The 25,444-nt window shown below is 33.9% G+C and carries 25 protein-coding genes; 4 read left to right on the top strand and 21 right to left on the bottom strand.

The window, feature by feature from the left end; translation table 11 throughout:
• From EV142_RS03520 to EV142_RS03605, 17 genes are all read right to left on the bottom strand, one after another.
• Positions 1–780: a DUF4292 domain-containing protein gene (locus EV142_RS03520; protein ID WP_132032756.1), complete on the bottom strand. Its 780-nt coding sequence runs from the start codon at positions 778–780 to the stop codon at positions 1–3.
• Positions 781–794: 14 nt separating this feature from the next.
• Positions 795–2,144 (bottom strand): tetratricopeptide repeat protein, encoded by a 1,350-nt coding sequence (locus EV142_RS03525; RefSeq protein ID WP_132032758.1) that lies wholly within the window; start codon positions 2,142–2,144, stop codon positions 795–797.
• Positions 2,145–2,192: 48 nt separating this feature from the next.
• Positions 2,193–3,209: a sugar phosphate nucleotidyltransferase gene (locus EV142_RS03530; RefSeq protein WP_132032760.1), complete on the bottom strand. Its 1,017-nt coding sequence runs from the start codon at positions 3,207–3,209 to the stop codon at positions 2,193–2,195.
• Positions 3,210–3,298: 89 nt separating this feature from the next.
• Positions 3,299–3,733: a dUTP diphosphatase gene (dut, locus tag EV142_RS03535; protein WP_132032762.1), complete on the bottom strand. Its 435-nt coding sequence runs from the start codon at positions 3,731–3,733 to the stop codon at positions 3,299–3,301.
• Between the two features lie 44 nt (positions 3,734–3,777).
• Complete coding sequence (locus EV142_RS03540; protein ID WP_132033191.1) at positions 3,778–5,238, bottom strand: lipopolysaccharide biosynthesis protein; 1,461 nt, start codon at positions 5,236–5,238, stop codon at positions 3,778–3,780.
• Between the two features lie 94 nt (positions 5,239–5,332).
• Entirely contained in the window at positions 5,333–5,779 is a 447-nt protein-coding gene (locus tag EV142_RS03545; RefSeq protein ID WP_132032764.1) for a GNAT family N-acetyltransferase, read from the bottom strand.
• Positions 5,780–6,352: 573 nt separating this feature from the next.
• Entirely contained in the window at positions 6,353–7,213 is an 861-nt protein-coding gene (atpG, locus tag EV142_RS03550; RefSeq protein ID WP_132032766.1) for an ATP synthase F1 subunit gamma, read from the bottom strand.
• Between the two features lie 90 nt (positions 7,214–7,303).
• Complete coding sequence (gene atpA / locus EV142_RS03555; protein ID WP_127338104.1) at positions 7,304–8,881, bottom strand: F0F1 ATP synthase subunit alpha; 1,578 nt, start codon at positions 8,879–8,881, stop codon at positions 7,304–7,306.
• A 38-nt stretch (positions 8,882–8,919) separates the two neighbouring features.
• Positions 8,920–9,453 (bottom strand): ATP synthase F1 subunit delta, encoded by a 534-nt coding sequence (gene atpH, locus EV142_RS03560; RefSeq protein WP_132032768.1) that lies wholly within the window; start codon positions 9,451–9,453, stop codon positions 8,920–8,922.
• A 4-nt stretch (positions 9,454–9,457) separates the two neighbouring features.
• The gene (locus tag EV142_RS03565) at positions 9,458–9,958 is read right to left on the bottom strand and encodes a F0F1 ATP synthase subunit B (protein WP_132032770.1); all 501 of its coding nucleotides are present in this window, start codon (positions 9,956–9,958) and stop codon (positions 9,458–9,460) included.
• Positions 9,959–10,083: 125 nt separating this feature from the next.
• Positions 10,084–10,275: an ATP synthase F0 subunit C gene (atpE, locus tag EV142_RS03570; protein ID WP_053472986.1), complete on the bottom strand. Its 192-nt coding sequence runs from the start codon at positions 10,273–10,275 to the stop codon at positions 10,084–10,086.
• A gap of 99 nt (positions 10,276–10,374) precedes the next feature.
• Positions 10,375–11,523: a F0F1 ATP synthase subunit A gene (gene atpB / locus EV142_RS03575; RefSeq protein WP_132032772.1), complete on the bottom strand. Its 1,149-nt coding sequence runs from the start codon at positions 11,521–11,523 to the stop codon at positions 10,375–10,377.
• A 569-nt stretch (positions 11,524–12,092) separates the two neighbouring features.
• Positions 12,093–12,320, bottom strand: coding sequence for an AtpZ/AtpI family protein (locus EV142_RS03585; protein WP_132032776.1), 228 nt, complete (start codon positions 12,318–12,320; stop codon positions 12,093–12,095).
• Complete coding sequence (locus EV142_RS03590) at positions 12,286–12,696, bottom strand: bactofilin family protein (protein WP_132032778.1); 411 nt, start codon at positions 12,694–12,696, stop codon at positions 12,286–12,288. Before EV142_RS03590 ends, EV142_RS03585 begins: the two co-directional genes overlap by 35 nt.
• A gap of 4 nt (positions 12,697–12,700) precedes the next feature.
• Positions 12,701–15,322 (bottom strand): type IX secretion system periplasmic lipoprotein PorW/SprE, encoded by a 2,622-nt coding sequence (gene porW, locus EV142_RS03595; protein ID WP_132032780.1) that lies wholly within the window; start codon positions 15,320–15,322, stop codon positions 12,701–12,703.
• 88 nt (positions 15,323–15,410) lie between these two features.
• Entirely contained in the window at positions 15,411–16,106 is a 696-nt protein-coding gene (locus EV142_RS03600) for an ABC transporter ATP-binding protein (RefSeq protein WP_132032782.1), read from the bottom strand.
• A 105-nt stretch (positions 16,107–16,211) separates the two neighbouring features.
• Complete coding sequence (locus tag EV142_RS03605) at positions 16,212–17,672, bottom strand: DUF5687 family protein (protein WP_132032784.1); 1,461 nt, start codon at positions 17,670–17,672, stop codon at positions 16,212–16,214.
• 128 nt (positions 17,673–17,800) lie between these two features.
• On the opposite strand from EV142_RS03605, the gene EV142_RS24570 reads away from it, so the two are divergent.
• Entirely contained in the window at positions 17,801–18,853 is a 1,053-nt protein-coding gene (locus EV142_RS24570; RefSeq protein ID WP_132032785.1) for a ferredoxin--NADP reductase, read from the top strand.
• 116 nt (positions 18,854–18,969) lie between these two features.
• Here EV142_RS24570 and EV142_RS03615 read toward each other — a convergent pair whose 3' ends face one another.
• Together EV142_RS03615 and EV142_RS03620 are read right to left on the bottom strand one after the other, a co-directional pair.
• Positions 18,970–19,989, bottom strand: coding sequence for a glycosyltransferase family 9 protein (locus tag EV142_RS03615; RefSeq protein ID WP_132032787.1), 1,020 nt, complete (start codon positions 19,987–19,989; stop codon positions 18,970–18,972).
• Between the two features lie 43 nt (positions 19,990–20,032).
• A complete protein-coding gene (locus tag EV142_RS03620; protein ID WP_132032789.1) occupies positions 20,033–20,638 on the bottom strand; it encodes a DUF4254 domain-containing protein in 606 nt (201 codons plus the stop codon).
• Between the two features lie 113 nt (positions 20,639–20,751).
• Here EV142_RS03620 and upp point away from each other — a divergent pair, with 113 nt between their 5' ends.
• Positions 20,752–21,405, top strand: a complete 654-nt coding sequence (gene upp, locus EV142_RS03625) for a uracil phosphoribosyltransferase (RefSeq protein ID WP_132032791.1) — start codon at positions 20,752–20,754, stop codon at positions 21,403–21,405.
• On the opposite strand, the gene EV142_RS03630 is transcribed toward upp, so the two are convergent.
• Positions 21,400–22,329 carry a DUF6427 family protein gene (locus EV142_RS03630; protein ID WP_132032793.1) on the bottom strand — a complete coding sequence of 310 codons (930 nt, stop codon included), beginning with the start codon at positions 22,327–22,329 and terminating at the stop codon, positions 21,400–21,402. The genes upp and EV142_RS03630 overlap by 6 nt on opposite strands.
• Positions 22,330–22,469: 140 nt before the next feature.
• On the opposite strand from EV142_RS03630, the gene EV142_RS03635 reads away from it, so the two are divergent.
• The gene (locus tag EV142_RS03635; RefSeq protein WP_132032795.1) at positions 22,470–22,700 is read left to right on the top strand and encodes a DUF6341 family protein; all 231 of its coding nucleotides are present in this window, start codon (positions 22,470–22,472) and stop codon (positions 22,698–22,700) included.
• Here the strand turns inward: EV142_RS03635 and purD are convergent.
• Positions 22,692–23,966 (bottom strand): phosphoribosylamine--glycine ligase, encoded by a 1,275-nt coding sequence (gene purD / locus EV142_RS03640; protein ID WP_132032797.1) that lies wholly within the window; start codon positions 23,964–23,966, stop codon positions 22,692–22,694. The genes EV142_RS03635 and purD overlap by 9 nt on opposite strands.
• A gap of 132 nt (positions 23,967–24,098) precedes the next feature.
• Here purD and EV142_RS03645 point away from each other — a divergent pair, with 132 nt between their 5' ends.
• Positions 24,099–25,409, top strand: coding sequence for a phenylacetate--CoA ligase family protein (locus tag EV142_RS03645; RefSeq protein ID WP_132033193.1), 1,311 nt, complete (start codon positions 24,099–24,101; stop codon positions 25,407–25,409).
• Positions 25,410–25,444 lie beyond the last annotated feature (35 nt).

Genomic DNA, 25,444 nt, shown 5'->3' on the forward strand with positions numbered 1-25,444 from the left:
TTACTTAATTATAACCTTTTTATAGCCACTTGGTACACTATAAGGAAAAGAAAGTTCTTCGTTGAATGTAATATTATTGTAATTTAAATTAATGTCTGTTTTTCCTTTTGGCTGAACCGCATTAATTTCGATTGCTGTTGGAATTGTTCCCTGGTCAAACGTTTTATTATCAGAATATCTAATTTCTAACATTCTGTTTTCCGAAGGCTGTGAAATTTGTTCTTTTTGCAGCAAATATTTTTCCGGTTCCAAAAAGAACGTTTTTTTAATATTGGTTTCTTTTTCATCATCCAGACGGAAAAGATTTTCTACAATTGCCTGCGTATATTTTCCTTTTCTTAAATCGTCTAAAGCTTCTCCGATTAATAAATTTTGCACTTTGCTGTAATCCAGTTCTGTTCCCAGCCATTTGCTCAGACTCGTAAAATCACCTTCGTAATATGTGCTGTTTATTTTTTCATAATAACTTACGGTTGTTGGTGTAATCAGAGCTTTTGCCATTGTAATTCCAAGAAAGCGAACACTTACTAAAATCTGCTTGTCTTTTTCAATTTTAATTTCGGCAGAAACATTCTGGCTTTGTTTCTCATCAACATATCTGGCACTCGATTTTATGTATAATGTCTTGAAATTTAATTTGTTTTCGTAATGTTTATCAATTGCTTTTTTGTCCGTTTTTGTCTCAACAACTGCAGCACTATTATTTTGTACGGCAACCGCTTTAGATTTACAGGAAATCACAAAAACGGATACCAGTAGTAAGGCTATATATTTTTTCATCTAATCTTAGTCTTTTATTTTTTTTTCTTTAATACTTCATTTGCCTTCAAAAAGTATTCCTCTTTTTTCTTAGCGTCTCCCAGCCCATTGTAAGCCTCACCTAGCTGAATATTAAAATTTGCTTCCAGCTTTATGTCATCAACAACATAATCAAGTCCCATTTCTAAAACGGTTTTTGCATTCTTAAATTGTTTCAACTGATTATTTCCCAAACCGGCATAGTAATAAAACTGTGGCTGACTCGGATAAACTTCAATCATATACATCGCCCTTTTTGTCAAAGGTTCAAATTGTTTTGCCTGCGTATATGCTTCAAGCAAAAGTAAATTGGTCTCCCGATCTGTATCTGAATTCGATTTCAACTCTTTCTCATAATACTTAATCGCATTTTCAAATTGATTTTTACTGTGATAAAATTTTCCGATTTCTTTCGCAACGTCGATTTCCTTATCGTTGTCAAAATAAGAAATTGCTTTTTCCAGATCCGGAGCGTACTGTGGATTTTTATTCACATAGATCAAAAACTCATTTAAGGTACGATGTTTTATTTTGGAATCAATTTTGGAACTTGACAAAATTACATTCATCGCCTTAATTGCTTTATCAGCTTGATTGGCTTCTAAATATCCTTTGAACAGGCTCACCTGCGCCCATTCAGAAGTTGGAATTTCTTTTGCTAACTGCTTTGCAACGTCTAAGGCTTTATCTGTTTCTTCTGCTTTCGAATATAAAAAAATCAGGTTGACATAATTGGATTCTTCTTTTGGATTTTTCTTAATCTCACTGATCAAATTACCAATTTCAGCATTCTGATATTTCCCCTGGGATAAAATCTGGTTTTTATAAATTTCCCGATCTGATGATTTTCCAAACTTATCATTCATTTCGTTAATCGCAATCAATGCTTTATCCTGTTGATTGGTAATCATGTACAACGAAATCAAATCATCTTTATACTCTTCATCAAAAACAATAATTTTCTGAATGGTTTCAATTGCCAGAGGATAGTTTTTGGTTTCAAAACTTACATCATAAATTCCTAACCAGAACCATTTGTTTTTTGGGTCTAACTGAGTCGCTTTTTCGAAAGAATCCTGTGCGTTTCTATATTGTTTTAAAGCCAGATAATTTTTGCCTAATTCGAAATAAGCAACAGCATCATTCGGTTTTAGCTTAATACATTTCTCTAAGGACAGAATGGCTTTATCGTAATTTTCAATTCCTTTTTGCTTTAATGATTCATAAAAAGAGTCCTGATATTGATCGGTAGCCATAGCAATATCTTCCGGTTCTGTCTGAGCCATAACGGAAGCTGTGTTGCTAAACAGAGCAAAAAATAAAATTATCCAAAACTCTTTTTTCATCCTTTTTATAATTCTATTCCTAATTAGAAGGATTTTTAAATGCCTAAACTATTCTAAAACAGAATAATCACCAATACTGATACTGGTAAACTTACCATCATAAACAACGTGATTTCCTATCATCGCATTGTCTAAGTTAGCATTTTTAATTTGGGAATAGGTCTGTACTAAACTATTTTTAATAGTGCTGTCAATAACATGGCATCCTTTTCCCAGAGAAACATTAGGTCCTACGGTTGCATTTTTCAACACTACATTTTCCCCGATATAACACGGTGGAATAATTGTCGCATTTTCTAATACTACATTATAATCAACTAAGTGTTCTCCATCATTATGTAAAAAACCCAGCATTCTTGTATTCGTTTCAACGGTTACATCTTTGTTTCCGCAGTCCATCCATTCATCGACACTACCGGTTTTAAAAACTTTTCCGTTAGCCATCATGGCCTTGATTCCGTCATTGATCTGATATTCTCCTCCATTTTGAATGTTATTATCCAAAACATTCTGAAGTTCTTTTTTCAAATCACCAACTTCTTTAAAATAATAAATACCAATAACTGCTAAATCGCTTACAAACTCTTTTGGCTTTTCAACCAGTTCTGTAATTTCATTATTTGTATTTAATTTTACTACTCCAAAAGCTTCTGGTTGTTCTACCTGTTTTACCCAAATTACAGCATCTGCTGCCGGATCTAATTCAAAATCTGCTCTGATTAAAGTATCAGCGTAAGCAATTACGGCTGGCCCTGACAGAGATTCTTTGGCACACATAATAGCATGTCCTGTTCCTAAAGGTAAATCCTGACGGTAAATAGATGCTTTCGCACCTAAGCTTCCGGCTAATTCTTCTAAACTTGCCACAAGATCATCTCCAAAAAAAGCAGCATCTCCCAGTATGAAAGCAACTTCTTCAATTGGTTCTTTTAATATTTCAGCAATATCTTCAACCAATCGATGCACAATTGATTTTCCTGCAACCGGAATTAATGGTTTGGGAACAGTTAAGGTATGTGGTCTAAGTCGTGATCCGCGACCCGCCATTGGAACGATTATCTTCATTTGTCTTTTTATTTTTTATGGGAAGATTGGGAAATCTTCTATTGGTTTGGTTTGTTGTAAAGTTATAAATTGAAAGCTGAGACTGAAAACTACTTCACTCCCGTACTCCCAAAACCACCTTCGCCTCTGGAGGTTACTGAAAGTTCTTCCACTTCAATCCACTCCGCTCTTTCTTGTTTGGCAATAATCAATTGTGCAATTCTTTCCCCGTTTTCAATTACAAAAACTTCATTGGACAAATTTACTAAAATTACCCCTATTTCTCCTCTGTAATCAGCGTCTACGGTTCCGGGTGAATTTAAAACAGTAACTCCTTTTTTGGCTGCAAGACCACTTCTTGGTCTCACCTGTGCTTCGTATCCTATTGGTAATTCAATGAAAAGTCCCGTTTTTACAATGGTTCTTTCTAATGGTTTTAAAGTAATTGATTCATTCAGATTAGCACGTAAATCCATTCCTGCCGAAGCAATAGTTTCATAATTTGGAAGGTCGTGCTGTGATTTATTGATAATTTGTATTTTCATTTTTATTTAAAATCTTAAAAACAAAACTGGATTTAAAACCAATCTTATTTCCTATTCATAATTCCTTTGATGGTGTCTTTTTCGTTGTGATAAACAAAGTAAATAAAGACTAAAAGCAGCGGGATGCCAACATAATATTTTTCCCTGAATCCATAAAAAGAAACAGCAGAAAATAGAATTGAAATCCCCAAATAAGCGCCTATTTTTTTCATATCATACGGTATTGGATAATACTTGTTTCCTAAAAAATAGGATATTAACATCATGGAACCGTAGGCAGAAATAGTCGCAATTGCAGATCCGTAATAACTGTATTTTGGAATCAGGAAGTAATTCAAAACCAATGTCACAATTGCTCCGACAATAGAAATGTAAGCTCCGATTTTCGTTTGATCTGTAAGTTTGTACCAAACCGATAAGTTATTGTAAATTCCCAAAAAGAAATTTGCCAGTATGATTAGGGGAACCACTTTCATAGCTTCCCAATATGCTTTATTATCGAGTAAAAGAAACTTTAAAAAGTCTGCAAATACAATAACACTCAATAAAATCAACGAGCCAAAAATCACAAAGTATTTCGTGATAACAGCGTAGGTTTGAGGTGCGTTTGCATTTTTAGAATGGCTAAAAAAGAACGGTTCAATACCCAGTCTAAAAGCCGTTGCAAACAAAACCATAAACAAACCTAATTTATAACAGGCCGAATAAGCCCCAACTTCCGATTTCGCCAGGTTTTCCGGCAATAAATAACCCAATAAAATTTTATCAAAATGTTCGTTAACGGCAAAGGCAAGTCCTGCTACAAGAATTGGCAAACCGTATTTCATCATTTTCTTCCAAAGAACAGGATCAAATTTTCGTCCAAGCGAAAGATAATTGGGAGACAAAACCACGAAGGTGGCTAAGCTCGCCAATAAATTAGCAATGAAAATATACGCAATCTGAAAGTTCTCTACATATAAGTTATCCCAGACAGTATTGGGATGAGACGCTGCAAGTTTTGGTAAGTAGATTAAAAAGAAAAAATTCAGTACCATATTAATTACCACATTCCCAATTTTTATGGCCGCATAAACCATTGGCCTCTGATTAGCCCTCAGCTTGGAAAATGGAACTAAAACCAATGCATCCAGAACTAAAATCCAAACAGAATAGGTAATATATTGCGTGTCGACTTCAGCCCAATTGGCCAGCGTATTTCTAAAAATTAAAGCAGCAAACAAAAATCCTATCGAAGACCAGAAAATAGATATCGTAGACGTTGCGATGACATTTTTCTTATCTTCTTCGGCACTGTAAAACCTAAAAAAAGCAGTTTCCATTCCGTAAGAAAGTACTACATTAAAGAATACCATCCACGACAAAACGATAGAAACTTCTCCGTATTCTGATGTTGGTAAAATACCGGTATACAATCTTACTAATAAAAAACTTAGCATTCGCGGCAAAACCGTTGCTAGTCCGTAAATAGCCGTTTGTTTAAATAGATTCTTATATAATCCCAAAATATATTCGTAATAAAGTTTGTGAAACAAAAATAACCATTTCTTTGGTTAATTATTGCTTTTGTTGATTCAATAAAAAAACTTACATATGATTTTATACCGTTAATTTTTTTTCATCTAGGATTTTAACAAAATGAAATCCTTTTGGACCATAGCCCTGATTGTAATAAAATCGGTGTGCAGCAAAATTTCCGGTAAAAGCATCCAAAACGATACTGCTGCACTCCAGAGTCATAGCTTTTTCCTCTATATAATTGGTCAGTAATTTTCCGATTCCTTTAGAGCGATGGTTTGGATTAACAACAAAATTGTCAATTTCGAGATATTTACCGGTCCATAATTTAGTAGCTGACCAGCAACCTGTTATTCCTACACAGCTTTCACCTTCAAAAACTCCAATCTGAATATAATTATGTGGTACCATCTCAGAAAGATAGGCTTCGTATTTTTCAACGGAAAGGTTGGGGTAGAGAAATCTCATGGTTTCAATCTGGAGCAGCATTTCCGGAACAGTCACTAATTCTTGTATGTGTAAGTTCATGATTTTAAAAATAGATCATCAAAAATACTTAATTTATTTTTCATTGTTCCTTATATAATTCACAACTGCGTATGTGAAATATATAAATTATTGCCAAAAATTATGTAAGTAATTTTGACTGACTCTTTCTTAAATTTGCTAAACAGGGATTGAGAAAGCTAAATACAACCCTTATAAAAAAGGAAGCACTGGGACTGATAAAGCTTGTTTGTTCCCATAAAAGACAAAGCACAAGGGATTGATTCTGCTGAAATGTAACCCTACAAAAACAGAGCATTGGGACTAATAAAGCTAGTTTGTTCCCACAAAAGACAAAGCACAAGGGATTGATTCTGCTGATATGTAACCCTAAAAAAAACAGAGCATTGGGATTAATAAAGCTAGTTTGTTCCCATAAAAGACAAAGCGTTGCAGATGTCTATAATCTGTGCATAAGTTTTAAAATGGTTTTGATTCTCGGTTTATGATTGAATCGGGAATTACCATTTTAAAAATATAAAAAATTCGAGAACAATTTTATAAATAAAAAAGGGCCAACAATTGTTGGCCCTTTTTCTATGATTTCAAAATAAATTATCCGTTTAAAGCTTCTGCCCCACCAACAATCTCTAAGATTTCGTTAGTAATAGCTGCCTGACGTGCTTTATTGTAAGTCAATTTTAATTGGTTTCTTAATTCAGTTGCGTTGTCAGTTGCTTTATGCATTGCTGTCATACGCGCTCCGTGTTCTGAAGCGAATGAATCACGAATACCTTTATATAATTGTGTTTTTAATGATTTAGGAATCAAAGTCAACACAATTTCTTCTTTAGAAGGCTCAAAAATATAATCAGCAGAAGCTACTGGAAGATCCGTTTTAATTGGAGCTAACGGTAAAAACTGCTCTACCTGAACAATCTGAGTAGCAGCATTTTTAAACTGATTGTAAATCAATTCAATTCTATCGTACTCTCCAGACAGGAATTTTTCAGTTAATTTTTCTGCAATTGAAGCTACATTATCAAAAGTTAAATGGTCAAAAATTGCATTATGATGACCGTGAACTTTATGCGTTTTAGCCAGAACGTCGTTTCCTTTTTTACCTATTGGAAAAATATCAACTTGTTTTCCTTCATAAAACAAACTACGATTTTTAGCTTCTTTAATAATATTAGTATTAAATGCCCCACATAAACCTCTGTTTGAAGTTATAGCAACAAGTAATACTTTTTTTACTTCACGTTGTGTTGTGTAGTCACCTCCAACTTCACCATCAAGAGAAGCAGAAAGGTTTTGCAACAGCTCTGTTAATTTCTCGGCATAAGGGCGCATTGCAGTGATTGCATCTTGTGCTTTCTTAAGCTTTGCAGCAGAAACCATTTTCATAGCCGATGTAATCTGCATCGTCGATGAAACGGAAGTAATTCTATTACGTATTTCCTTTAAATTTGCCATTTGTTAATTAAAAAATGTGACAATTTGAAAATTAGACAATTAGAAGTATCCAGAGATATATTCTAATTATCTAATTTGCTTATTATCTAATTAGATATATTTTGCTGAAATTTCTTTTGCTGCTTTTTCAATAACATCAGTAATGTTGTCATCTAACTTACCAGCTTTCAACGCATTAAGCGTATCTTTATGTTTACTGTTTAAGTAAGCTAAGAAATCAGCTTCAAATTCTTTTACTTTATTTACAGGAACGTTTCTTAATAAGTTTTTAGAACCAGCGTAAATAATAGCTACTTGATTTTCTACTGTATAAGGATCATTCAAACCTTGTTTCAGGATCTCAACGTTTCTTTTACCTTTTTCAATTACGTTTAAAGTAACAGAATCTAAGTCAGAACCAAATTTAGCGAAAGCTTCCAATTCACGGAATTGAGCCTGGTCTAATTTTAAAGTTCCGGAAACTTTTTTCATAGATTTAATCTGAGCATTACCTCCAACACGAGATACAGAGATACCTACGTTGATCGCAGGACGAACTCCTGAGTTGAACAAATCTCCATCAAGGAAAATCTGACCATCTGTAATCGAAATTACGTTTGTTGGGATATATGCAGAAACGTCACCAGCCTGAGTTTCGATAATTGGCAAGGCCGTTAATGAACCACCACCTTTTACGATAGACTTGATAGAATCCGGTAAATCGTTCATGTTTTTAGCAATTCCATCATCTGCAATTACTTTACAAGCACGCTCTAATAAACGGGAGTGTAAGTAGAAAACGTCTCCAGGATATGCCTCACGTCCCGGTGGTCTTCTTAATAAAAGAGAAACCTCACGGTAAGCAACAGCTTGTTTAGATAAATCATCGTACACAATAAGTGCAGGACGACCTGAATCTCTAAAGTATTCTCCAATTGCTGCACCTGCGAAAGGAGCATAAACTTGCATTGGAGCCGGATCAGAAGCATTAGCTGCAACAATAACGGTATAAGCCATTGCACCTTTTTCTTCTAACATTTTAGCAATTCCTGCTACAGTTGAAGCTTTTTGCCCAATTGCAACATATATACAGAATACAGGTTTTCCTGCATCGTAAAATTCTTTTTGATTTAAGATGGTATCAAGACAAACAGTTGATTTACCTGTCTGACGGTCACCAATAACAAGCTCACGTTGTCCACGACCAACAGGGATCATAGCATCAACTGCTTTTACTCCTGTTTGTAATGGTTCTGTTACCGGCTGACGAAAGATAACACCAGGTGCTTTTCTTTCTAAAGGCATTTCGTATAAGTCTCCGCCAATTGGTCCTTTTCCGTCAATTGGAAAACCAAGAGTGTTTACTACACGTCCTACCATTTGCTCACCTACTTTAAGAGAAGCAATACGTTGTGTTCTTTTTGCTGTTGATCCTTCTTTGATTCCTGTTGATGGTCCTAAAAGTACCACACCAACATTGTCTTCTTCAAGGTTCAATACAATAGCTTCAAGTCCGTTATCAAATTCAACTAACTCACCATATTGTACATTAGATAACCCGTAAATACGAGCAATACCATCTCCAACTTGAAGTACCGTTCCTACTTCCTCCAGCGTAGCACCAGATTCAAAACCTTCTACTTGCTTTCTTAATATTGCTGAAATTTCAGCAGGTTTGATTTCCGCCATCTTAATTTATAATTTAGACACTTTTATGTGTGATAAAACTAATTACTTAACTCTCTTTTTAATACTTGTAATCTGTTTGCAACAGAAGCGTTGTACTGTTGATCCCCTATTCTTAGAATAAATCCTCCAATAATCGCCGGATCAACTATATTTTCTATTGTTATTTTTTTATCTGATAATGTAGCTACTTTTGCTAAAACTTTAGCTTCTAAAGCTGCATCCATAGGAATCGCTGTTGTAACTTTTGCTATTTCAACACCATTACTCTGATCAAATACTTTGTTGTATTCTACTGCAATTGCTTCCAGAATTTCGAATCTTTTGTTTTCGAATAATAAATGAAATAAACCTTTGGTTACACCATTTACATCTGCAAAAACTTCTAAAAGAGCACTTTCTTTAACTTCAACTTTTGCAGTCGGGTTTTGAATAAATGCACTCAATTCTAAATTGTTTTCAATTGCTGAGGCAATCGACTTCATATCGTTATTTACAACTTCGGCAACACCTTTAGAGTTTGCTAAGTCCAGAATTGCTTTTGCATAACGAATTGCTGCTCTTGTACTTGCCATAATCTTAGTTTAACTTTACGTCACCTAACATTTTCTCCACTAATCTAGTTTGAGATTCTTTGTTAGATAATTCTTCTTTCAACAATTTTTCAGCAATGCTTAAGGATAAAGTTGAAACTTGTAATTTCAATTCAGCCATTGCAGCATTTTTTTCGCTTTCGATAGCCGCTTTAGCCTGCTCGATCATTTTTTGACCTTGAGCCTGAGCTTCGTTTTTAGAATCAGCGATCATTTTCTCTTTCATTTCACGAGCTTCTTTCAACATCGCGTCACGTTCTGCACGAGCTTCGTTCAAAATTCTTAGATTGTCAGCTTGCAGATTTTGCATTTCCTGTCTTGCACTTTCAGCAGAAAGCAATGCATCTTTAATACCTTGTTCTCTATCATTAACTGCATCAAGAATTGGTTTCCAGGCGAATTTTTTTAACAAAAATATCAATCCAACAAATATTAATATTTGCCAAAAGAACAAACCGAACTCAAACTGATTTATTAACTTATCCATTATATATAATTATAAATTTTAAATTATGTCTTTTTTAAATTACTGTTTAAAAGCAATTTTAATGTTTTAATTTTTAAACACTAGTTGCAACCAACCGTTACAACTAGTGTTTTTTTGTGTTTTAATTAAGCAGCAAATAATGCAGCGAAACCAATACCTTCAATAAGTGCAGCTGCGATAAGCATAGCTGTTTGGATTTTTCCTGAAGCTTCTGGCTGACGTGCAATAGCGTCCATTGCTGAACCACCAATTCTACCAATACCTAATGCAGCTCCGATTACAATTAATCCTGCTCCTATGAAATTTAAACCGTTCATATGTATATATATTAAAAATTAAACATTCAAATTGATTTTAGATTTTGAGTGTAGATTTAGATTTGAATAATCTGAAATCTAAATTCCGAAATCTACGTTTTAATGATGAGCTTCCTCATGGTGATGCTCTTCTACTGCTGAACCAAAGTAAAGCGCAGATAGCATGGTGAAAATATAAGCTTGTAAAAATGCTACTAAAATTTCAAGAATAGAAAGCACAAATGATAATCCAAAAGATAAACTGCTTCCAATCCAGCTTTTAAAGATAAACATTAATCCGATGATACTCATTAAAACTATGTGACCTGCAAAGATATTTGCATACAAACGAATCATTAATGAAAATGGCTTAATGAAAACTCCTAACAATTCAATCGGAGCTAAAATAATTCTCATTGGTTTTGGCACCCCTGGCATCCAGAAAATGTGACCCCAGTAATTTTTGTTTGCCGAAAGATTTGTAATTAAGAAAGTAACCAATGCCAAAGCAAATGTAATGGTTAAATTACCTGTAGCATTAATCCCCAGTGGAGTTAAACCTAAAATATTTAAAAACAATACAAAGAAGAAAATAGTCAGTAAATAACTCATGTATTTCCTGTAATGTTTTTCACCAATATTTGGAATGGCAACTTCGTCACGGATATAAACTACTAATGGTTCGAAGATTCTTCCAACACCTGAAGCAATTCCTCCGTTCTTAGCATACGATTTTGCTAAACTTGAAAACAATAAAAACATTAGGATAGCTGCTGAAAAAATGGCTACTACTGTTCTTGTAATTGAAAAGTCAATAGGACGCACATTTGTCGGGTGTCCTGTTTTTTCATCTTCTTTGATTTCTCCGGTAGCATCTGTTTTATAGATTTTACCATCATGATGATTAATCGCGTAGAAATTACCATTTGATTCTGCTACAGCGTGACCATGATTAAATTTTGAAGAAGAAAAAATTTGTAAACCATTATCCCAGATAATAACTGGTAATGGAAAACCATAATATTTTCCTGTCTCATCATCCTGAGTTACCGTAAAATCATGAGAATCTAAAACGTGGTGGCCAATAAAACCTTTAATTTTAGATTTTATATCTGTTGGCTCTGCATGATGGCCTTCCGGAGCAGCTTCGTGAGCTACTTCAGTTTGAGTATGTACAGCGTCTTTTTCGGAATTAGCAAAGCTTATTACCGGAAGACAAGCTACTAAAGCTACAAGAATAAATCTGAGTGGTTTGTTTGGAATCACCATATCTGTTAAAAATCTTATTTTTTACGTTTCTAAAATTTGGTGCAAAGGTACATTTTTTATTAATATTCAAAAGGATATGAAAAATTATTTTTTAACCTTGTTTTACAGAATCGCTAATTTAACGCTTTTCATTTAATAATCGGATAGTTAAAAGCGTTTCAAATAACAAAAATAAAATAAATGTTATAAAAAAATTGATTTTTTCAATTGCCATGTTTTGCAGCTTGTCCACTAATATAGGTCTCAAAACAAAATACAAAAAAAACATTTGAATAAAAGTTCCTCCCATAAAAAGCATTCCGATATTATCAAAATGAGTTGTTTTAAACTTTAACAGTATCATGAATAAAACCGTTGCAAATGCAAAAAAAATCAAATACAACAATTCTATTGTGTAATGAAAGTTTTGATCCTGAATTCCAAAAATTAAAAACACGGCTTTATGCACGATATAAGCCACTACAGTAAGAAAAAATAAATGTAGAATGGGTTTGTGATTTTTTAAAAGCATTTTAAATAATTTTCATGCAAAGATGCAACATTTATTTAAAGCTGTTTTAAAAGATAAATTACTTTGTTTTATTGATTTCGTTAACCTGGCGAAATACATTGTATAAGGCTAACGCGACTCCTACCATGATAAGAATTTTGTTGTAATACACTTTAGGGCTAGGATGATTCTCATCTAACCAGTTTCCCAGATAGGAAAACAAGAAAATGATAGCTCCCATTTGAATAGGAATATTAATGAGTGCAATCCATTTATTCCTCGGGCTTCTGTTCGGCTCTTTTTCCATCTTTTACGGTAACTTCTTTAGTATTGGTTAGCATGGTACAAGTAGCAGTAAAATCGGCTCCTGGTTCTATAGATAATTTTCCAACAGCAACTTCTCCATGAATATGCGCTGTCGCTTTTATATTAAGGACTTCCAAAACTTTTATTTTTCCCTGAAAAACTCCTTCAATATCAGCATTATTACAAACGATTTCTCCTTTTACAACACCCGATACCCCAATAACTAATTTTCCCTGCGACGTAAAATTTCCTATCAATTCTCCATCTAATCTAAAATCAGCTTTTGATACTATATCACCAATAATTGATGTGCCTTCTACAATTCTATTGGTTTTTCCTAAAAGTTCGGTTCCGTTTTTTTTGGCTTTATCAAACATTATCTTATGGATTTTTAGGAGCTAAGTAAGCTTCAAGATTCTTTTTAATTTGAATTATTTTGTAGTTGTCACTTGAAATAATGATAGGAGGAGTTGTAATTTTGTACTTTTTATCATCTCTGAAAACACCTGCAAGATCATTAGCATAAGCTTCAGACTTCATACCATGAATAACTACAAATTTTTGGGTTTTATTGTATTTGTCGACAGAAGTTGTCAGTCTCTCATAATTTTCAACTAACAAAAATACCTTTAATGCTTCTTCAATTTTTTGAAGCGATTTCGAATCGTTATTAGAAATTAAATATAAAATTTTCCAGTTTTTACCATCAACTGCTGTAAAATCAAGTTTTTCTAATCCCGGAACCTGTTTCTCTAAAATTTCACGCGCATTTTTGCCTTCAACACTATTCGGATAATTATCTGCAACTGATTCTAACCCTTTTTTGTAAGACGCCAAACCATTTACTTTCCCTAAGGTATTCGCTTTCAGTAATTCATACTTAGAAACAATTTCGTCTCCGGAATATTGATTGATCAAATTATCTATATTATCCAGTATCACATCAAATTGTTCTTCCTGAAAAAGTTTATACCATTTATGATATTCTTTTTCCGGTGAGGCTAAATCTTCATTATTGGTATTATTTAAAATTTGGGCATATCTCGAATTCGGATATGTTGCTGTAATATTTGCTTTTATCGCTTGCGCTTTTGCCGGATCTGTAATTTCATAAATCTTATACAAATTATACATCGCCGGTAAAATTAATTTTTCCTCCGGATTGTTTTTTAACAATTGCTCCAGCTTGTCACTCGCTAATTTATTTTCTTTAAATTTTTCTTTATAAATAAGTCCTAACTGATAGTAGGCAAAATTGCGTTCTTTGCCAATACTGTCCATTGCAGGTTGAGTTGTTGGGAGCTGTTTTTCATAAAATGCTGTAGTATATTTTTCTATAATTATAGAATCTTTTTTTACTGCATTTATAGAATCTCCATTGATTTCCGCAGCTTCTTTTAATAGTGCATCATCATTTGCTGCTTTTGCCGAAGCCATCCTCCAATACCCTCCTAAAATTCTGTTTCCCCACGTTTTTTTAAATTGCAATTTACCGTAAGCCACTGTTGTTGGATTATAAAAATAAAAGGTACTTGTCGGCTCGTTCCCTGTTGGTGGATTAAAAGTTCCGACTCCGGGTGGCGTAATTCCGGGTTGGGATTGAGGATTTACAGCCGTTGGACCGCTGTCTTCTTTGGTATTGCGTTCTATATTTGCAAGTTTTTCTTTTTCCTTTTCTTCGAGAATGCGTTTGGCTTCGTCTTTTTTCTTAAGCTCGGCAATGTAATTTTCAAAATAAATTTTTCTGTCCGGAGCAGGCAAACCATACACCATTATGATACTATCATTGCGTTTTGCAATTCCTTCGTATCTAATAACGTCGTCCAGGTTTTTTCTGTTTTTTTCTATAAAAGTATACTCCCTGCTTTTTGGATCTAACTTTACCAATGTGCTGTCGTAGTATTTTGCAGCCATCGTGTAGTCTGTATTCTTAAAATACAGGTTCCCGATATTTCGATAAGCGGAAGCTACTAAATAAGGGTCTTTAGATTTTCTGGCCAATGATTTATTATAGAATTTCAGCGCATTTTCCTGTTCTTTCTTTTTATCATAAAAAACTCCCATTTCATAAAACAAGACATCGTAATAAGGTCTGTTCTCCCGATCTGCCGTCAGTTTGTTGTAGGTTTTTAGGAATATGGTGTCATTACCGTTTTCATAATCATACAACTGCGCTTTTTTAGCGTAGGCATGCATCATGTATTTACGATCTGCTTTTCGGTTCATATCAATGACTCCGTCATAATAATAAATGGCACTGTCTTTTTTTCCTTGTTCCTGGTACATTTGCCCCAAAATAAAACGGTAACGGGCTTTGTCTTCGTTTATCCTGCTAAAATCTTCCGCAATTTTAAGTTTGGTAACGGCACTGTCTTTTTCTTCTAAATTTAAAAAAGCCTCGGCCAGCAAAGCATTGGCATCCGAAAAAGTCTGCTTGTCTAAGTCCGCATTTTTTAATAAGAGTTTAATGTTTTTAATTACAATTCCATCATTTCCCAGACGCATATTGGTTTTCTCGCGCCAGATTTTTGCGGTATAAATATTACTGCTGTTTGGATATTTGTATAAAATATAATTGAATGCTTCTAAAGCCGGAATAAAACGCTGATCATAATATCTGGCTTTTCCGAGCATCAGATAAGCTTCATCCATTTGTGAGTTTTTTTCCCTTCCGCCAATGTTCATGGAATGCTTCTGAATGGCTTTTGTTGCTTTTGTTTCCGCTTTTTCAAAATCAGGATTTTTAGCCTTGTTCTCATCCGCAAAACCTTCGTCAACCTGCATTTTTTCAATCGGCAGCATTTTCCAGAAATTATCCTGATTATTGCCCTGAATTGATTTTAAACCCTTGTCCAGACCAATACCGCCATTGTACAAAATATTATATTTTGTACTTAAAGCATGTGAATTCCTCGATAAAAAAGTGTTTTTTTTGGTAGAACAAGCTATCAAAAAGAAGAAAAACACCAGGTAAAAACTATATTTAAGAGTATTCTTTTTCAATAGAAAAGAGTTTAAATCATTTAACTTCTAAAAACGATTTTTAGTATAATGACTTGTAAAAATACGCTTCTTTTTGTAATATGGAAACTTATACCGCAAAAAACAATTCCAGTTCCTGCAAGGTTTCTTTTGATGTCTGAATATCTTTTACAATTTCTCCTTTATTCAGTGCTACAATTCGATCACAAACCTCTACTGTATGCTGTAAATCATGGCTTGAAACCAAAACGGTTACGTTTGGATCTTCAGCCAGTTCCTTGATGATTTTTTTTAATCTGCTTACCGTAGTCGGATCTAAATTAGCAAAAGGCTCGTCCAGAATAATTACCTCGGGATGACCAATAAGGGTTGCAATTATACCTACTTTCTTTTGATTTCCTTTTGACAAATCACGCAAATATTTTTTGTTCTTCAGGATTTCTCCATTAAAAAACTCTTCGTGTCTGGCTAATAAAGCATCAACGTCCGCTTTATTCTGATGACGTAAATCGCCAATAAAATAAAAATATTCTTCGGGAGTTAAATAGCCGATCAGAAAACTTTCATCTAAAAAAGAGCCTGTAAAAGATTTCCAGTTTTCATTTGTATTCACCTGAATATCGTTACTTCTAATATTTCCTGTTGAAGGCTGGATCAAGTCTAACAATAAACTGAAAAAAGTGGTTTTCCCGGCTCCGTTATTTCCGACTAATCCGAAACTCTGCCCTTTTGGGATTTCAAGATTATCTATATTTAAGACTGTTGTTCCGTTATATTTCTTTGAAAGTTGATTTACTTGTATCATGGTAATTTTAGATTTTAGATTGTTGATTTTAGATTAAAAAATCTGTTTTTTATTCTGTTTTTGGTAAAAAATTATCTCATTATCAAATTGGCAAATTCTCTAATTTTAACTCTTCTGTTTATAAGCACTTATCGTACTGTATTTCTCCATTTTGTATCTTTTTTCAATTAAGGAGAAGACCTTGTTTCTTAAGATAAAACCTAAAAATCCGGCTCCTGCCACTAACAATAATCCGAGTGTTTTATCCCCCAGATAAAGTCCTAAACCATACAATGCTACGGGCAGTAACAATTTTGGTAAAGTCAGTAACATTGCATTAACGTTGAAAGCTTTTTTGTCACCAAAAGCGCCTCCGGCATTACTTAAATCAATTGGAGTTTTGGTAAATGCTCCTCCTAAAAGTACCAGATGTGAATTAACTCCAATATTATAAATCGCCCCGACAACAATCGTTAAATATATTTCCCATCCGTAAAAAAGATAAAATGAGGCTAAAATTGTCGAAATAAAAGTGGCAATAACAACCAGCCACCATTTTGAAGTAATGTAACCGCGATACGGTATATTCTGAGTCATCATTAATTGGTAATAAGAGCTATCCCAGCTGGGTACAAATTGTCCGAAGACAAACAGAAATCCACCGGAAACAAATATTCCTGCAAAAATATGCATTACTGCAGGCTGGTGAGAATTTCCAAAGAATATCAAACCATAAAACAAAAAGAGGACACTCATCAGAATGGTTGTTTTCGATCTTTTGTTTCTTTTAATCAGTTTAATATCATTTTTAAGAAATGTTCCCAGGGTTCCAAATTGGTTTAGCCAGGAAAGGTTTTCGGTTGTCGCGATATCTTCTTTTTTAGAAAGTCCGGCATCCAGATATAAATTGTTTTTAAAATATTTAAAGGTAAAGGCGTACAATCCAATTAAGATTAAAACAGGAATAAAAACAAGCCATTTGATGTTGTAAAGTCCTTGAAAAAAAGGTGCAGTAAAAGTCGTTATATCAAATATCTTATAATATTGTGCGGCTCCTAAAGCCAGAATGATTCCGATAAAAACCACAAATAATTTGTCGATATTACTCAAAATAATATTCAGGAAATTGTTGATATAAATCAGGGATAAAATAGCGAAGTGCCAAACAATAATTCCCACTATATCATATCCTTCAATAGCCAGTACGATAGAAAAAGGGAGAAAGAAAAAAGCATGCACCCAATTGAAAAAAGATAAGGCTGTTTTTCCCAGCGAAAAATGAACGATTGTTGGTTTTTTGAAAGGCAGAACCAACAACGGTTTTATGTTCAGTACCGGAATAGCCTGCATCAGTAAGCGAATGACCAGATCGAACAGAAAATAATAAATCAGAAATTTATTGACTGTACTTAATGGTTCAAGATTCAATTTCTTTAGGATATAAAAGGCTCCAACCCCCATTCCGATAAAAATAATAGAAAAATAAATCATCAAAAACCCTATCAGAATTTTCATTGCCAGATTTGCGCCAAACGAGGCAGATCTGGTAAAGGCTTTCCATTCGAGGTAAATAAACTTTTTAATCATGGTTCTTTGGTTTTCAGTTTTATAGTAAGAGATCAAATGTAAGTAAACGTTACAAAAAAAGTTAAAAAAAATAATTAAGTAACCGTCAATTAGGTCTTCTTTGCTATTTTTGCAGAAAATATAACATCATGCCTTCATTTTTAAAACTCATAATTAAAGAGGTAAAACGCGAAACTGCCGATGCGGTTTCTGTGCTTTTTAATGTTCCCGAAGAACTAAAACCGGATTATAAATTTATTGCCGGACAGTATATAAACTTAAAACTAACTCTTGATAATCAAGAAATTAGACGTGCTTACTCTATTTGTTCCGCGCCAGAAAGCGGTGAATTAAGAATTGCCGTAAAAGCCGTTAAAAATGGTTTGTTCTCGCAATTTGCAAATACCAAATTAAAAGCCGGAGATGTTCTTGAAGTGGGCCATCCGGAAGGAAAATTTACCTTTGAGCCGGATGCTGATAGACAAAAGAATTATGCTGCTTTTGTAGCAGGAAGCGGAATCACTCCTGTTCTTTCCATAATAAAATCGGTTTTGAAAAGTGAACCGAAAAGTTCATTTGTATTGGTTTACGGAAACAGAACTCCGGAAGAAACAATCTTTCACCAGGAATTACACGATCTGCAATTACAATATGTAGGACGTTTATTTGTACATTATGTCTTTAGTCAGGCCAAAGCCGAAAATGCATTGTTTGGCAGAATTGAGAAATCGGCTGTGAATTTTGTATTGAATAACAAACACAAAGAATTACAGTTTGATAAATTCTTCTTATGTGGTCCGGAAGAAATGATCGATACTGTGTCGGGAATTCTTAAGGAGAAAAACATAAAAGAATCAGCTATTAAATTTGAACTTTTTACGTCTTCTACTCAGGAAAATCAAATCAGTACTTCATTAGAAGGTCACACAAAAATTACCGTTTTAGTGGATGATGATGAAGTTACTTTTGAAATGTCTCAAAAACAAACGATTCTTGATGCAGCCTTAAAACAAGGAATTGATGCTCCCTATTCTTGCCAGGGCGGAATTTGCAGCAGCTGTCTGGCCCGCGTCACCACCGGAACTGCCGAAATGACTAAAAACTCCATTTTAACCGACGGGGAAATCGCTTCGGGATTAGTTTTAACCTGTCAGGCGCATCCAACATCAGATACTATTTATGTAGATTTTGATGACGTGTAAGAAAGTTTTCAGTTTACTGTTCTCAGTTTTCAGATATAAAAAAAGAGTTTGCTAAGCAAACTCTTTTTTTATTGTTATCATTTAGTGTAAATGTAAACTGAGACTGAGAACTGAGACTAATTTATCTCCGCCAACTGGGATTGAATCTTCTTGACTATTTTCTTTGGAGAAATCGTTCTCATTGCTTCTTCATAACCTTCCACGATTTTATTTCCATAAACAGATGTTGGTAGTTTTGGATACGAACTTCGATCTGAAACCAACGCATTTTCAGGACTTTGATTGAACGGTAAAAATCCCGCGTAAGGATGCGTGGCGCCCCAAAGTGTAATTACTTTAACGCCTAACATTGCAGCAATATGAGCATTTCCGGAATCCATTGAAAGCATGACATCGAGATTGCTGATCAATTTTAATTCCTGTTGGAATTTAATTTTTCCGGCAACATTTATTACATTTTTAAAAGGTTCCGAAAGCGAATCCAGGATTTCAATTTCTTTTTTCCCTCCTCCGAAGAGCAAAACAGTCTGCTCTTTCGTTTCCGCCAATTTTGAAATGACTTCCTGCATTAAATCCAAAGGATATACTTTAGAATCGTATTGTGCAAACGGCGCAATTCCGATTAGTTTTTGATAATTTTCTCCAACTAAATTTGTGATTTCTGCGCTTAAAACCGCTTTTTTTGGAAACTCGGGATGGGATAAATTTACAGGAAAACCAATTTCTTCAAACACTTTTACATGTCTTTCGAACATGGTTGGCAGTTGTTTGAAAATTTTATTTTCTGCACGGGTTAATTCTTTTTTTCCGTCACGGCCTTTGTCAACTGTGGCTCTTTTTTTTCCGCTTAAAGCGAAAAGTAAACTCACTACTTTAGATCTCAGCACATTGTGTAAATCCGCAAAAGCATCGATTTTGAGTTTTTTGATGTCTTTAAATAATCTCAAAAGTCCTGGAAAACCTTTGTGACGCTCTTTTTCATCAAAAGCAAAAAATTCAAGATTTGGTATTCCCTCAAAAAAAGGTTTAAAAAACGGACGCGAAATTACAGTAAGTTTCACCGTTGGATACTGTCTTACAAAAGCGCGTAAAACAGGAACCGTCATGGCGACATCTCCCATTGCGGAAAGTCTCATGACGGCTATATGTTGAATAGTCTTAGACAATTTTACGGTCAAACTATTTTTTGTTTTGATATAAAACAGGGTTTAATTCATCATCATTGTACATTTTCATTTGTTTGTACACTTTCATAAATTTATCTCCATTTTCGATATCTGTCAACAAATCATCTATTGCCGTAGACAAATCGCTTCTTTGTTCCAAAAGAATATTTAATTTTTCCTGACATTTATCTCTGTGCTCTTGTGAAGCCTCTGCACGATTGGCTTCTTCATGCATATGATAAATTTTTAATGCCAAAATAGACAATCTGTCAAATGCCCAGGCCGGGCTTTCAGAATTGATTTTTGCACCATCTTTTACTTTTACATCACTGTATTTTTGAAGAAAGTAACTGTCGATATATTCTACCATATCTGTACGTTCCTGATTAGAAGCATCAATTCTTCTTTTAAGCGTTAAAGCTGCTACCGGATCAATCTGCGGATCACGGATAATATCTTCAAAATGCCATTGAACAGTGTCAATCCAGTTTTTTAAATACAATAAATGTTCGAATTTATCTTTTGGAAAAGGATTGTTTACAGGTTGATCAACATTATCAAACTGGTGATAATCTTTGATGCTTTGTTCGAAAACCGAATATGCTAATTTTGAAAACATGTCTTTATTTTTTAGAGATACAAAGATACTTTTTATACTTTTATAGTGCGAAAAAAACGTTTAATTTTTCGTTATTAATAAAGATTACTCCCTAACAATTCTAAAAATTCAATATGAAAATTCATTATATATCTGAAGAGAACAGTGTGCTGAACCATTTTTTAGGCCAAATTCGAAATATAAATGTTCAGAACGACAGTATGCGTTTCAGAAAAAATATAGAGCGAATTGGCGAAATAATGGCTTATGAACTGAGCAAAACTTTATCGTATAAAGAGGTTGCGATTCAGACTCCGCTGGGTATAAAAAAAACAACTGAAATAAGTGAAGATTTGGTGTTGTGCTCTATTTTACGAGCCGGATTGCCGCTGCACAATGGGTTTTTAAATTATTTTGACCATGCTGAAAACAGCTTTGTTTCGGCCTGCAGACATCATCCGAATAATGATGATGCGTTCGAAATTTTAGTTGAATATCAGGCACTTTCGAACCTCAACAATAAAACCGTTTTGCTTCTGGATCCTATGCTCGCAACGGGTCAGTCTATTGTTGCCGTTCACGAAAAACTGATTGAGAATGCAACTCCAAACGAAATTCATATAGTTGTCGTTATTGCTGCGCCGGAAGGAATTGCCTACCTCGAGAAAAACCTTCCTGAAAATTGTCATTTATGGGTTGCTTCTTTAGACGAAAAACTCAATGAGAAAAATTATATTGTTCCAGGCCTTGGAGATGCAGGCGATCTTGCTTACGGAAGTAAATTATAGCTGCGAGAAAAAGGTAAACAAACTACACGCAATCAGTACATAAAATACAATTTCGTTGTTTAGTTTTTGCTGCATATATTCTACATGACTCGATGCCATAATCGTTAATGGTGCAATACTAAACAACAATAAATCGTTGCTTTTATTCGGAGAAACAATAAAAACAATTATGGCTATGAAAAAGCAGGCAACGACTTTTTTGTAGGAGGAATGCACGATTTGCGGCCTGTTTGAAATGGTTGTTACGATTGAAAATACAAAAAACAAAGCGACTGCCGTGTATATCGAAAGTGCTCCGTTTTCGTAATTGTTCTTAAAATAATCAAGACTAAAATCAACGACTGCACGTTTCTCGAAAAATTCAATGGCATCAATATGAAAGATTAATGATATCAGTAAAAAAATTACAGCAACGGCCAAAAGTGCAATAAAAGGCAATACCCAATTTCTGTAATCACGTGAAACGTGAAAAATAATGGATATAAAAACCAATATCAGGAAAAGAATACACCAAAATTGAAATAAAGAAGCTACTAAAATCCAAAAAGAAGCATCGAATATTTTTTCTTTTGATGCTTTCAGAGATTGTAAAGAAATCAATCGTCTGAGAGCTAATAAAATAAAAAAGTTCGAATATATTACGTTAGGATTATTGAATATAGTGGGGAAAAATAATAAAAACAATAAGTAGAAAAATATTGCGTAACCGTTGTCTTTACTGAGTCCGTTCTTTTTTACGATGAAATTAATCAGAAAAAAAGAAGCGAAAACAAAACACAAAAGACTCATTTTCTGAAACGCCAAAAATGAAGAACTCATCCATGATGGTTCCTGAATTTGAAAGAGAAAAAAGAAAACCAGTATTAAAATTACAACCAGGGAATAATTTAATGGTGTAGATTTTTTAAAAACACTTGTTATCATAAGGATATTTTATACTTTTGTGATTGTAAATATAATACTTGTTTAAAAAGGAAAACCAACAAGTTGAAAAAAGATTCTATTAAATGGATTTTGTCTTCAATGCGTTACAAAACAATAAATAACATATAATTTTATAAATTATGACAGCTTTTTTTGAAGGAATACAATACTTATTCGTTAACATTTTATTTGCTCCACTTGACTTTTTACGTCGTTTAGAACCAATTACATGGTTTGGTGCAAACACAATTAACTGGATTTTCATGATTATTTGTTCTGCAGCAATCGTATATTGGATTAAACAATTACGCATTTTTGATGCTGCAGGAACAGAAAACCAAGATACTACGGCTCACTCTTTCTTAAAGTAAGTCGAAACCGATATCTTTTCTAAAATACATCTTATCAAAATTTAGTTTATCTATGTTTTGGTAAGATTTTTTTATGGCTTGTTGAAAGTCGTCTCCATAAGAAGTTACGGTTAATACACGGCCTCCGTTACTTAAAACACTTCCGTCTTCTAATTTTGTCCCGGCGTGAAAAACAATAGAATCTGTAATTGTTTCTAAACCTGTAATTACTTTTCCTTTTTCAAAATCTTCCGGATATCCGCCAGAAACCACCATAATTGTTGTTGCGCTTCTTGGATCAACCTCTAATTCAAGAGTATCTAATTTCTGATCTGCAACAGCCAAAAACAATTCTACTAAATCTGATTTTAACCTCGGTACAACAACTTCGGTTTCAGGATCACCCATTCTTACATTGTATTCAATAACGATTGGTTCGTTTTTTACATTAATCAAACCAATAAATACAAATCCTTTATATTCGATTCCGTCTTTCTGAAAACCCTCAATTGTTGGTTTTACAATGCGTGTTTCGATTTTTTCCATTAAAACGGCATCAACATAAGGAACCGGAGAAACAGCACCCATTCCGCCTGTATTTAATCCGGTGTCACCTTCACCAATTCTTTTATAATCTTTTGCGGTTGGCAAAATTTTATAGCTTTTTCCATCCGTCAGAACAAAACAGCTTAATTCTATTCCGTCCAGAAACTCTTCGATTACTACTTTTGAACTCGCTGCACCAAACTTTTGGTGTACCAGCATATTTCGTAATTCTGTTTTGGCTTCTTCAAGGTCCTGAATAATCAGCACTCCTTTTCCGGCCGCCAGACCATCTGCTTTTAAAACATACGGAGGCTGTAACGTTTCTAAAAATTCACATCCTTTTTCAACTGTTTCAGCAGTAAAACTGTCGTATGCAGCAGTTGGAATGTTATGTTTCATCAGGAATTCTTTTGCGAATTCTTTACTTCCTTCTAATTGTGCGCCTAATTTAGACGGGCCAATAACCGGAATATGTTTTAAACTTTCGTCATTTTTAAAATAATCGTAAATACCTTTTACCAATGGATCTTCCGGCCCAACGACAACCATTTTTACATTTTCTTTTAATACAAATGCTTTTATCGCATCAAAATCGGTTGGAGACATTGCAACATTGGTGGCAATGCCGGCAGTTCCCGCATTTCCTGGTGCAACAAAAAGTTTTTCGCAAAGCGGACTCTGAATCATTTTCCATGCAAATGCATGTTCTCTTCCGCCTGATCCCAATAATAAAATTGTCATGTGTTGTTGTATTTAGTTGTGGTGCAAAAATAATTGCTTTTGTATGTAAAAAATAATTAAATCTTAAAAAGTTCTCGATTCTTCCCCGATAGTAATTGTATAATATTATTTTTGATGAAAATTATCCCTCAAATGATTTCTCTTTTCGACATTTCGCTTCAATTAAATGGTTTTCCGATCAGGAAAGCAAAAGCCGATTTGGATGCCATTACGCGTCTTTCGGAAGAAGAATTTTTAAAATTTCTTGAAAGACAAAAACATGAAATTGTTTATTTCCATTTGCACAACAATCCATTTTATAACGAATTAACGGGAAATAAAATTGTTCAGCGATGGGAAGATTTACCTGTTTTAAACAAACAAAACCTTCAAAAATCACTGCAGGAAAGGCTTTCAAAAGGATACACCTCAAAAAATACCTACATCAATAAAACTTCCGGATCAAGCGGAACTCCCTTTGTTTTTGCGAAAGATAAATATTCCCATGCCTTAACCTGGGCTTCGAATAGTATGCGTTTTGGCTGGTTTGGAATTGATTTCAACCATTCATACCAGGCACGATTTTACGGTATTCCAATGGATTTTTTAGGGTATCGAAAAGAACGTTTTAAAGACTTTTTGAGTCGCCGTTTTCGATTCCCGGTTTTTGATTTATCGGATGAAGTTTTAGAAAAATTTCTTCGGAAATTCAGAACAAAAAAATTCGATTACCTCAATGGTTATACGAGTTCGATCGTTTTATTTGCTAAGTTTTTAGAACAAAAAAATATAGTTCTGAAAGAAATTTGCCCGAGCCTGAAAGCTTGTTTTGTTACATCGGAAATGCTTTTTGAATCGGATAAAAAACTCCTGGAAAAACAATTCGGAATTCCGATTATCAATGAATACGGAGCTTCCGAACTGGATTTAATTGCTTTCGAAAATCCGAAAGGCGAATGGCAGGTAAATTCGGAAACTCTTTTTGTTGAAATTTTAGATGAAAACGATCAGGTACTGCCTTATGGAAAAGAAGGCCGAATTGTGATTACTTCCTTATTCAACAAAGCAAATCCCTTTATAAGATATGACATTGGCGACATTGGAATTTTAGATGAAAAAAGTACGCTTCAGAAACCAATTCTGAAAAAACTTACCGGAAGAACCAACGATATTGCCATTTTACCAAGCGGAAAAAAATCGCCCGGACTGACTTTTTATTACGTTACCAAAAGTATTATTGAAGATGATGGGAATGTAAAAGAATTTATCATCAAACAAACTAAAATAGATACGTTTGAAATTGAATATGTAAGTATTAAAGAGCTGGATTCCAATCAGATTCAAAAAATAGAAGAAGCTATTGCTTTGTATCTTGAACCTGAATTAAAGTTTACTTTTACCAGAAAAATGGTTTTAGAAAGAACCAATCGAGGAAAATTAAAGCAATTTAAATCTTATTTATAATATAAATAAAATCTTACATTTGTTTTTTAATTAAA

This window comes from Flavobacterium circumlabens, assembly GCF_004345565.1.
Taxonomy (GTDB): domain Bacteria; phylum Bacteroidota; class Bacteroidia; order Flavobacteriales; family Flavobacteriaceae; genus Flavobacterium; species Flavobacterium circumlabens.

What these genes read in the sequence shown, in the direction of transcription:
- EV142_RS03645 (WP_132033193.1), top strand. Translation starts at nt 24,099, where the DNA reads ATGATTTCTCTTTTCGACATTTCGCTTCAATTAAATGGTTTTCCGATC.
- EV142_RS03620 (WP_132032789.1), bottom strand. Translation starts at nt 20,638, where the DNA reads ATGTTTTCAAAATTAGCATATTCGGTTTTCGAACAAAGCATCAAAGAT.
- EV142_RS03545 (WP_132032764.1), bottom strand. Translation starts at nt 5,779, where the DNA reads ATGAACTTACACATACAAGAATTAGTGACTGTTCCGGAAATGCTGCTC.
- EV142_RS03630 (WP_132032793.1), bottom strand. Translation starts at nt 22,329, where the DNA reads ATGATAACAAGTGTTTTTAAAAAATCTACACCATTAAATTATTCCCTG.
- EV142_RS03590 (WP_132032778.1), bottom strand. Translation starts at nt 12,696, where the DNA reads ATGTTTGATAAAGCCAAAAAAAACGGAACCGAACTTTTAGGAAAAACC.
- EV142_RS03635 (WP_132032795.1), top strand. Translation starts at nt 22,470, where the DNA reads ATGACAGCTTTTTTTGAAGGAATACAATACTTATTCGTTAACATTTTA.
- atpB (WP_132032772.1), bottom strand. Translation starts at nt 11,523, where the DNA reads ATGGTGATTCCAAACAAACCACTCAGATTTATTCTTGTAGCTTTAGTA.
- purD (WP_132032797.1), bottom strand. Translation starts at nt 23,966, where the DNA reads ATGACAATTTTATTATTGGGATCAGGCGGAAGAGAACATGCATTTGCA.
- EV142_RS03520 (WP_132032756.1), bottom strand. Translation starts at nt 780, where the DNA reads ATGAAAAAATATATAGCCTTACTACTGGTATCCGTTTTTGTGATTTCC.
- atpA (WP_127338104.1), bottom strand. Translation starts at nt 8,881, where the DNA reads ATGGCGGAAATCAAACCTGCTGAAATTTCAGCAATATTAAGAAAGCAA.
- upp (WP_132032791.1), top strand. Translation starts at nt 20,752, where the DNA reads ATGAAAATTCATTATATATCTGAAGAGAACAGTGTGCTGAACCATTTT.
- EV142_RS03605 (WP_132032784.1), bottom strand. Translation starts at nt 17,672, where the DNA reads ATGATTAAAAAGTTTATTTACCTCGAATGGAAAGCCTTTACCAGATCT.
- EV142_RS03615 (WP_132032787.1), bottom strand. Translation starts at nt 19,989, where the DNA reads ATGAGACTTTCCGCAATGGGAGATGTCGCCATGACGGTTCCTGTTTTA.
- atpH (WP_132032768.1), bottom strand. Translation starts at nt 9,453, where the DNA reads ATGGCAAGTACAAGAGCAGCAATTCGTTATGCAAAAGCAATTCTGGAC.
- EV142_RS03565 (WP_132032770.1), bottom strand. Translation starts at nt 9,958, where the DNA reads ATGGATAAGTTAATAAATCAGTTTGAGTTCGGTTTGTTCTTTTGGCAA.
- EV142_RS03525 (WP_132032758.1), bottom strand. Translation starts at nt 2,144, where the DNA reads ATGAAAAAAGAGTTTTGGATAATTTTATTTTTTGCTCTGTTTAGCAAC.
- atpG (WP_132032766.1), bottom strand. Translation starts at nt 7,213, where the DNA reads ATGGCAAATTTAAAGGAAATACGTAATAGAATTACTTCCGTTTCATCG.
- EV142_RS03530 (WP_132032760.1), bottom strand. Translation starts at nt 3,209, where the DNA reads ATGAAGATAATCGTTCCAATGGCGGGTCGCGGATCACGACTTAGACCA.
- EV142_RS03600 (WP_132032782.1), bottom strand. Translation starts at nt 16,106, where the DNA reads ATGATACAAGTAAATCAACTTTCAAAGAAATATAACGGAACAACAGTC.
- EV142_RS03585 (WP_132032776.1), bottom strand. Translation starts at nt 12,320, where the DNA reads ATGGAAAAAGAGCCGAACAGAAGCCCGAGGAATAAATGGATTGCACTC.
- atpE (WP_053472986.1), bottom strand. Translation starts at nt 10,275, where the DNA reads ATGAACGGTTTAAATTTCATAGGAGCAGGATTAATTGTAATCGGAGCT.
- dut (WP_132032762.1), bottom strand. Translation starts at nt 3,733, where the DNA reads ATGAAAATACAAATTATCAATAAATCACAGCACGACCTTCCAAATTAT.
- EV142_RS24570 (WP_132032785.1), top strand. Translation starts at nt 17,801, where the DNA reads ATGCCTTCATTTTTAAAACTCATAATTAAAGAGGTAAAACGCGAAACT.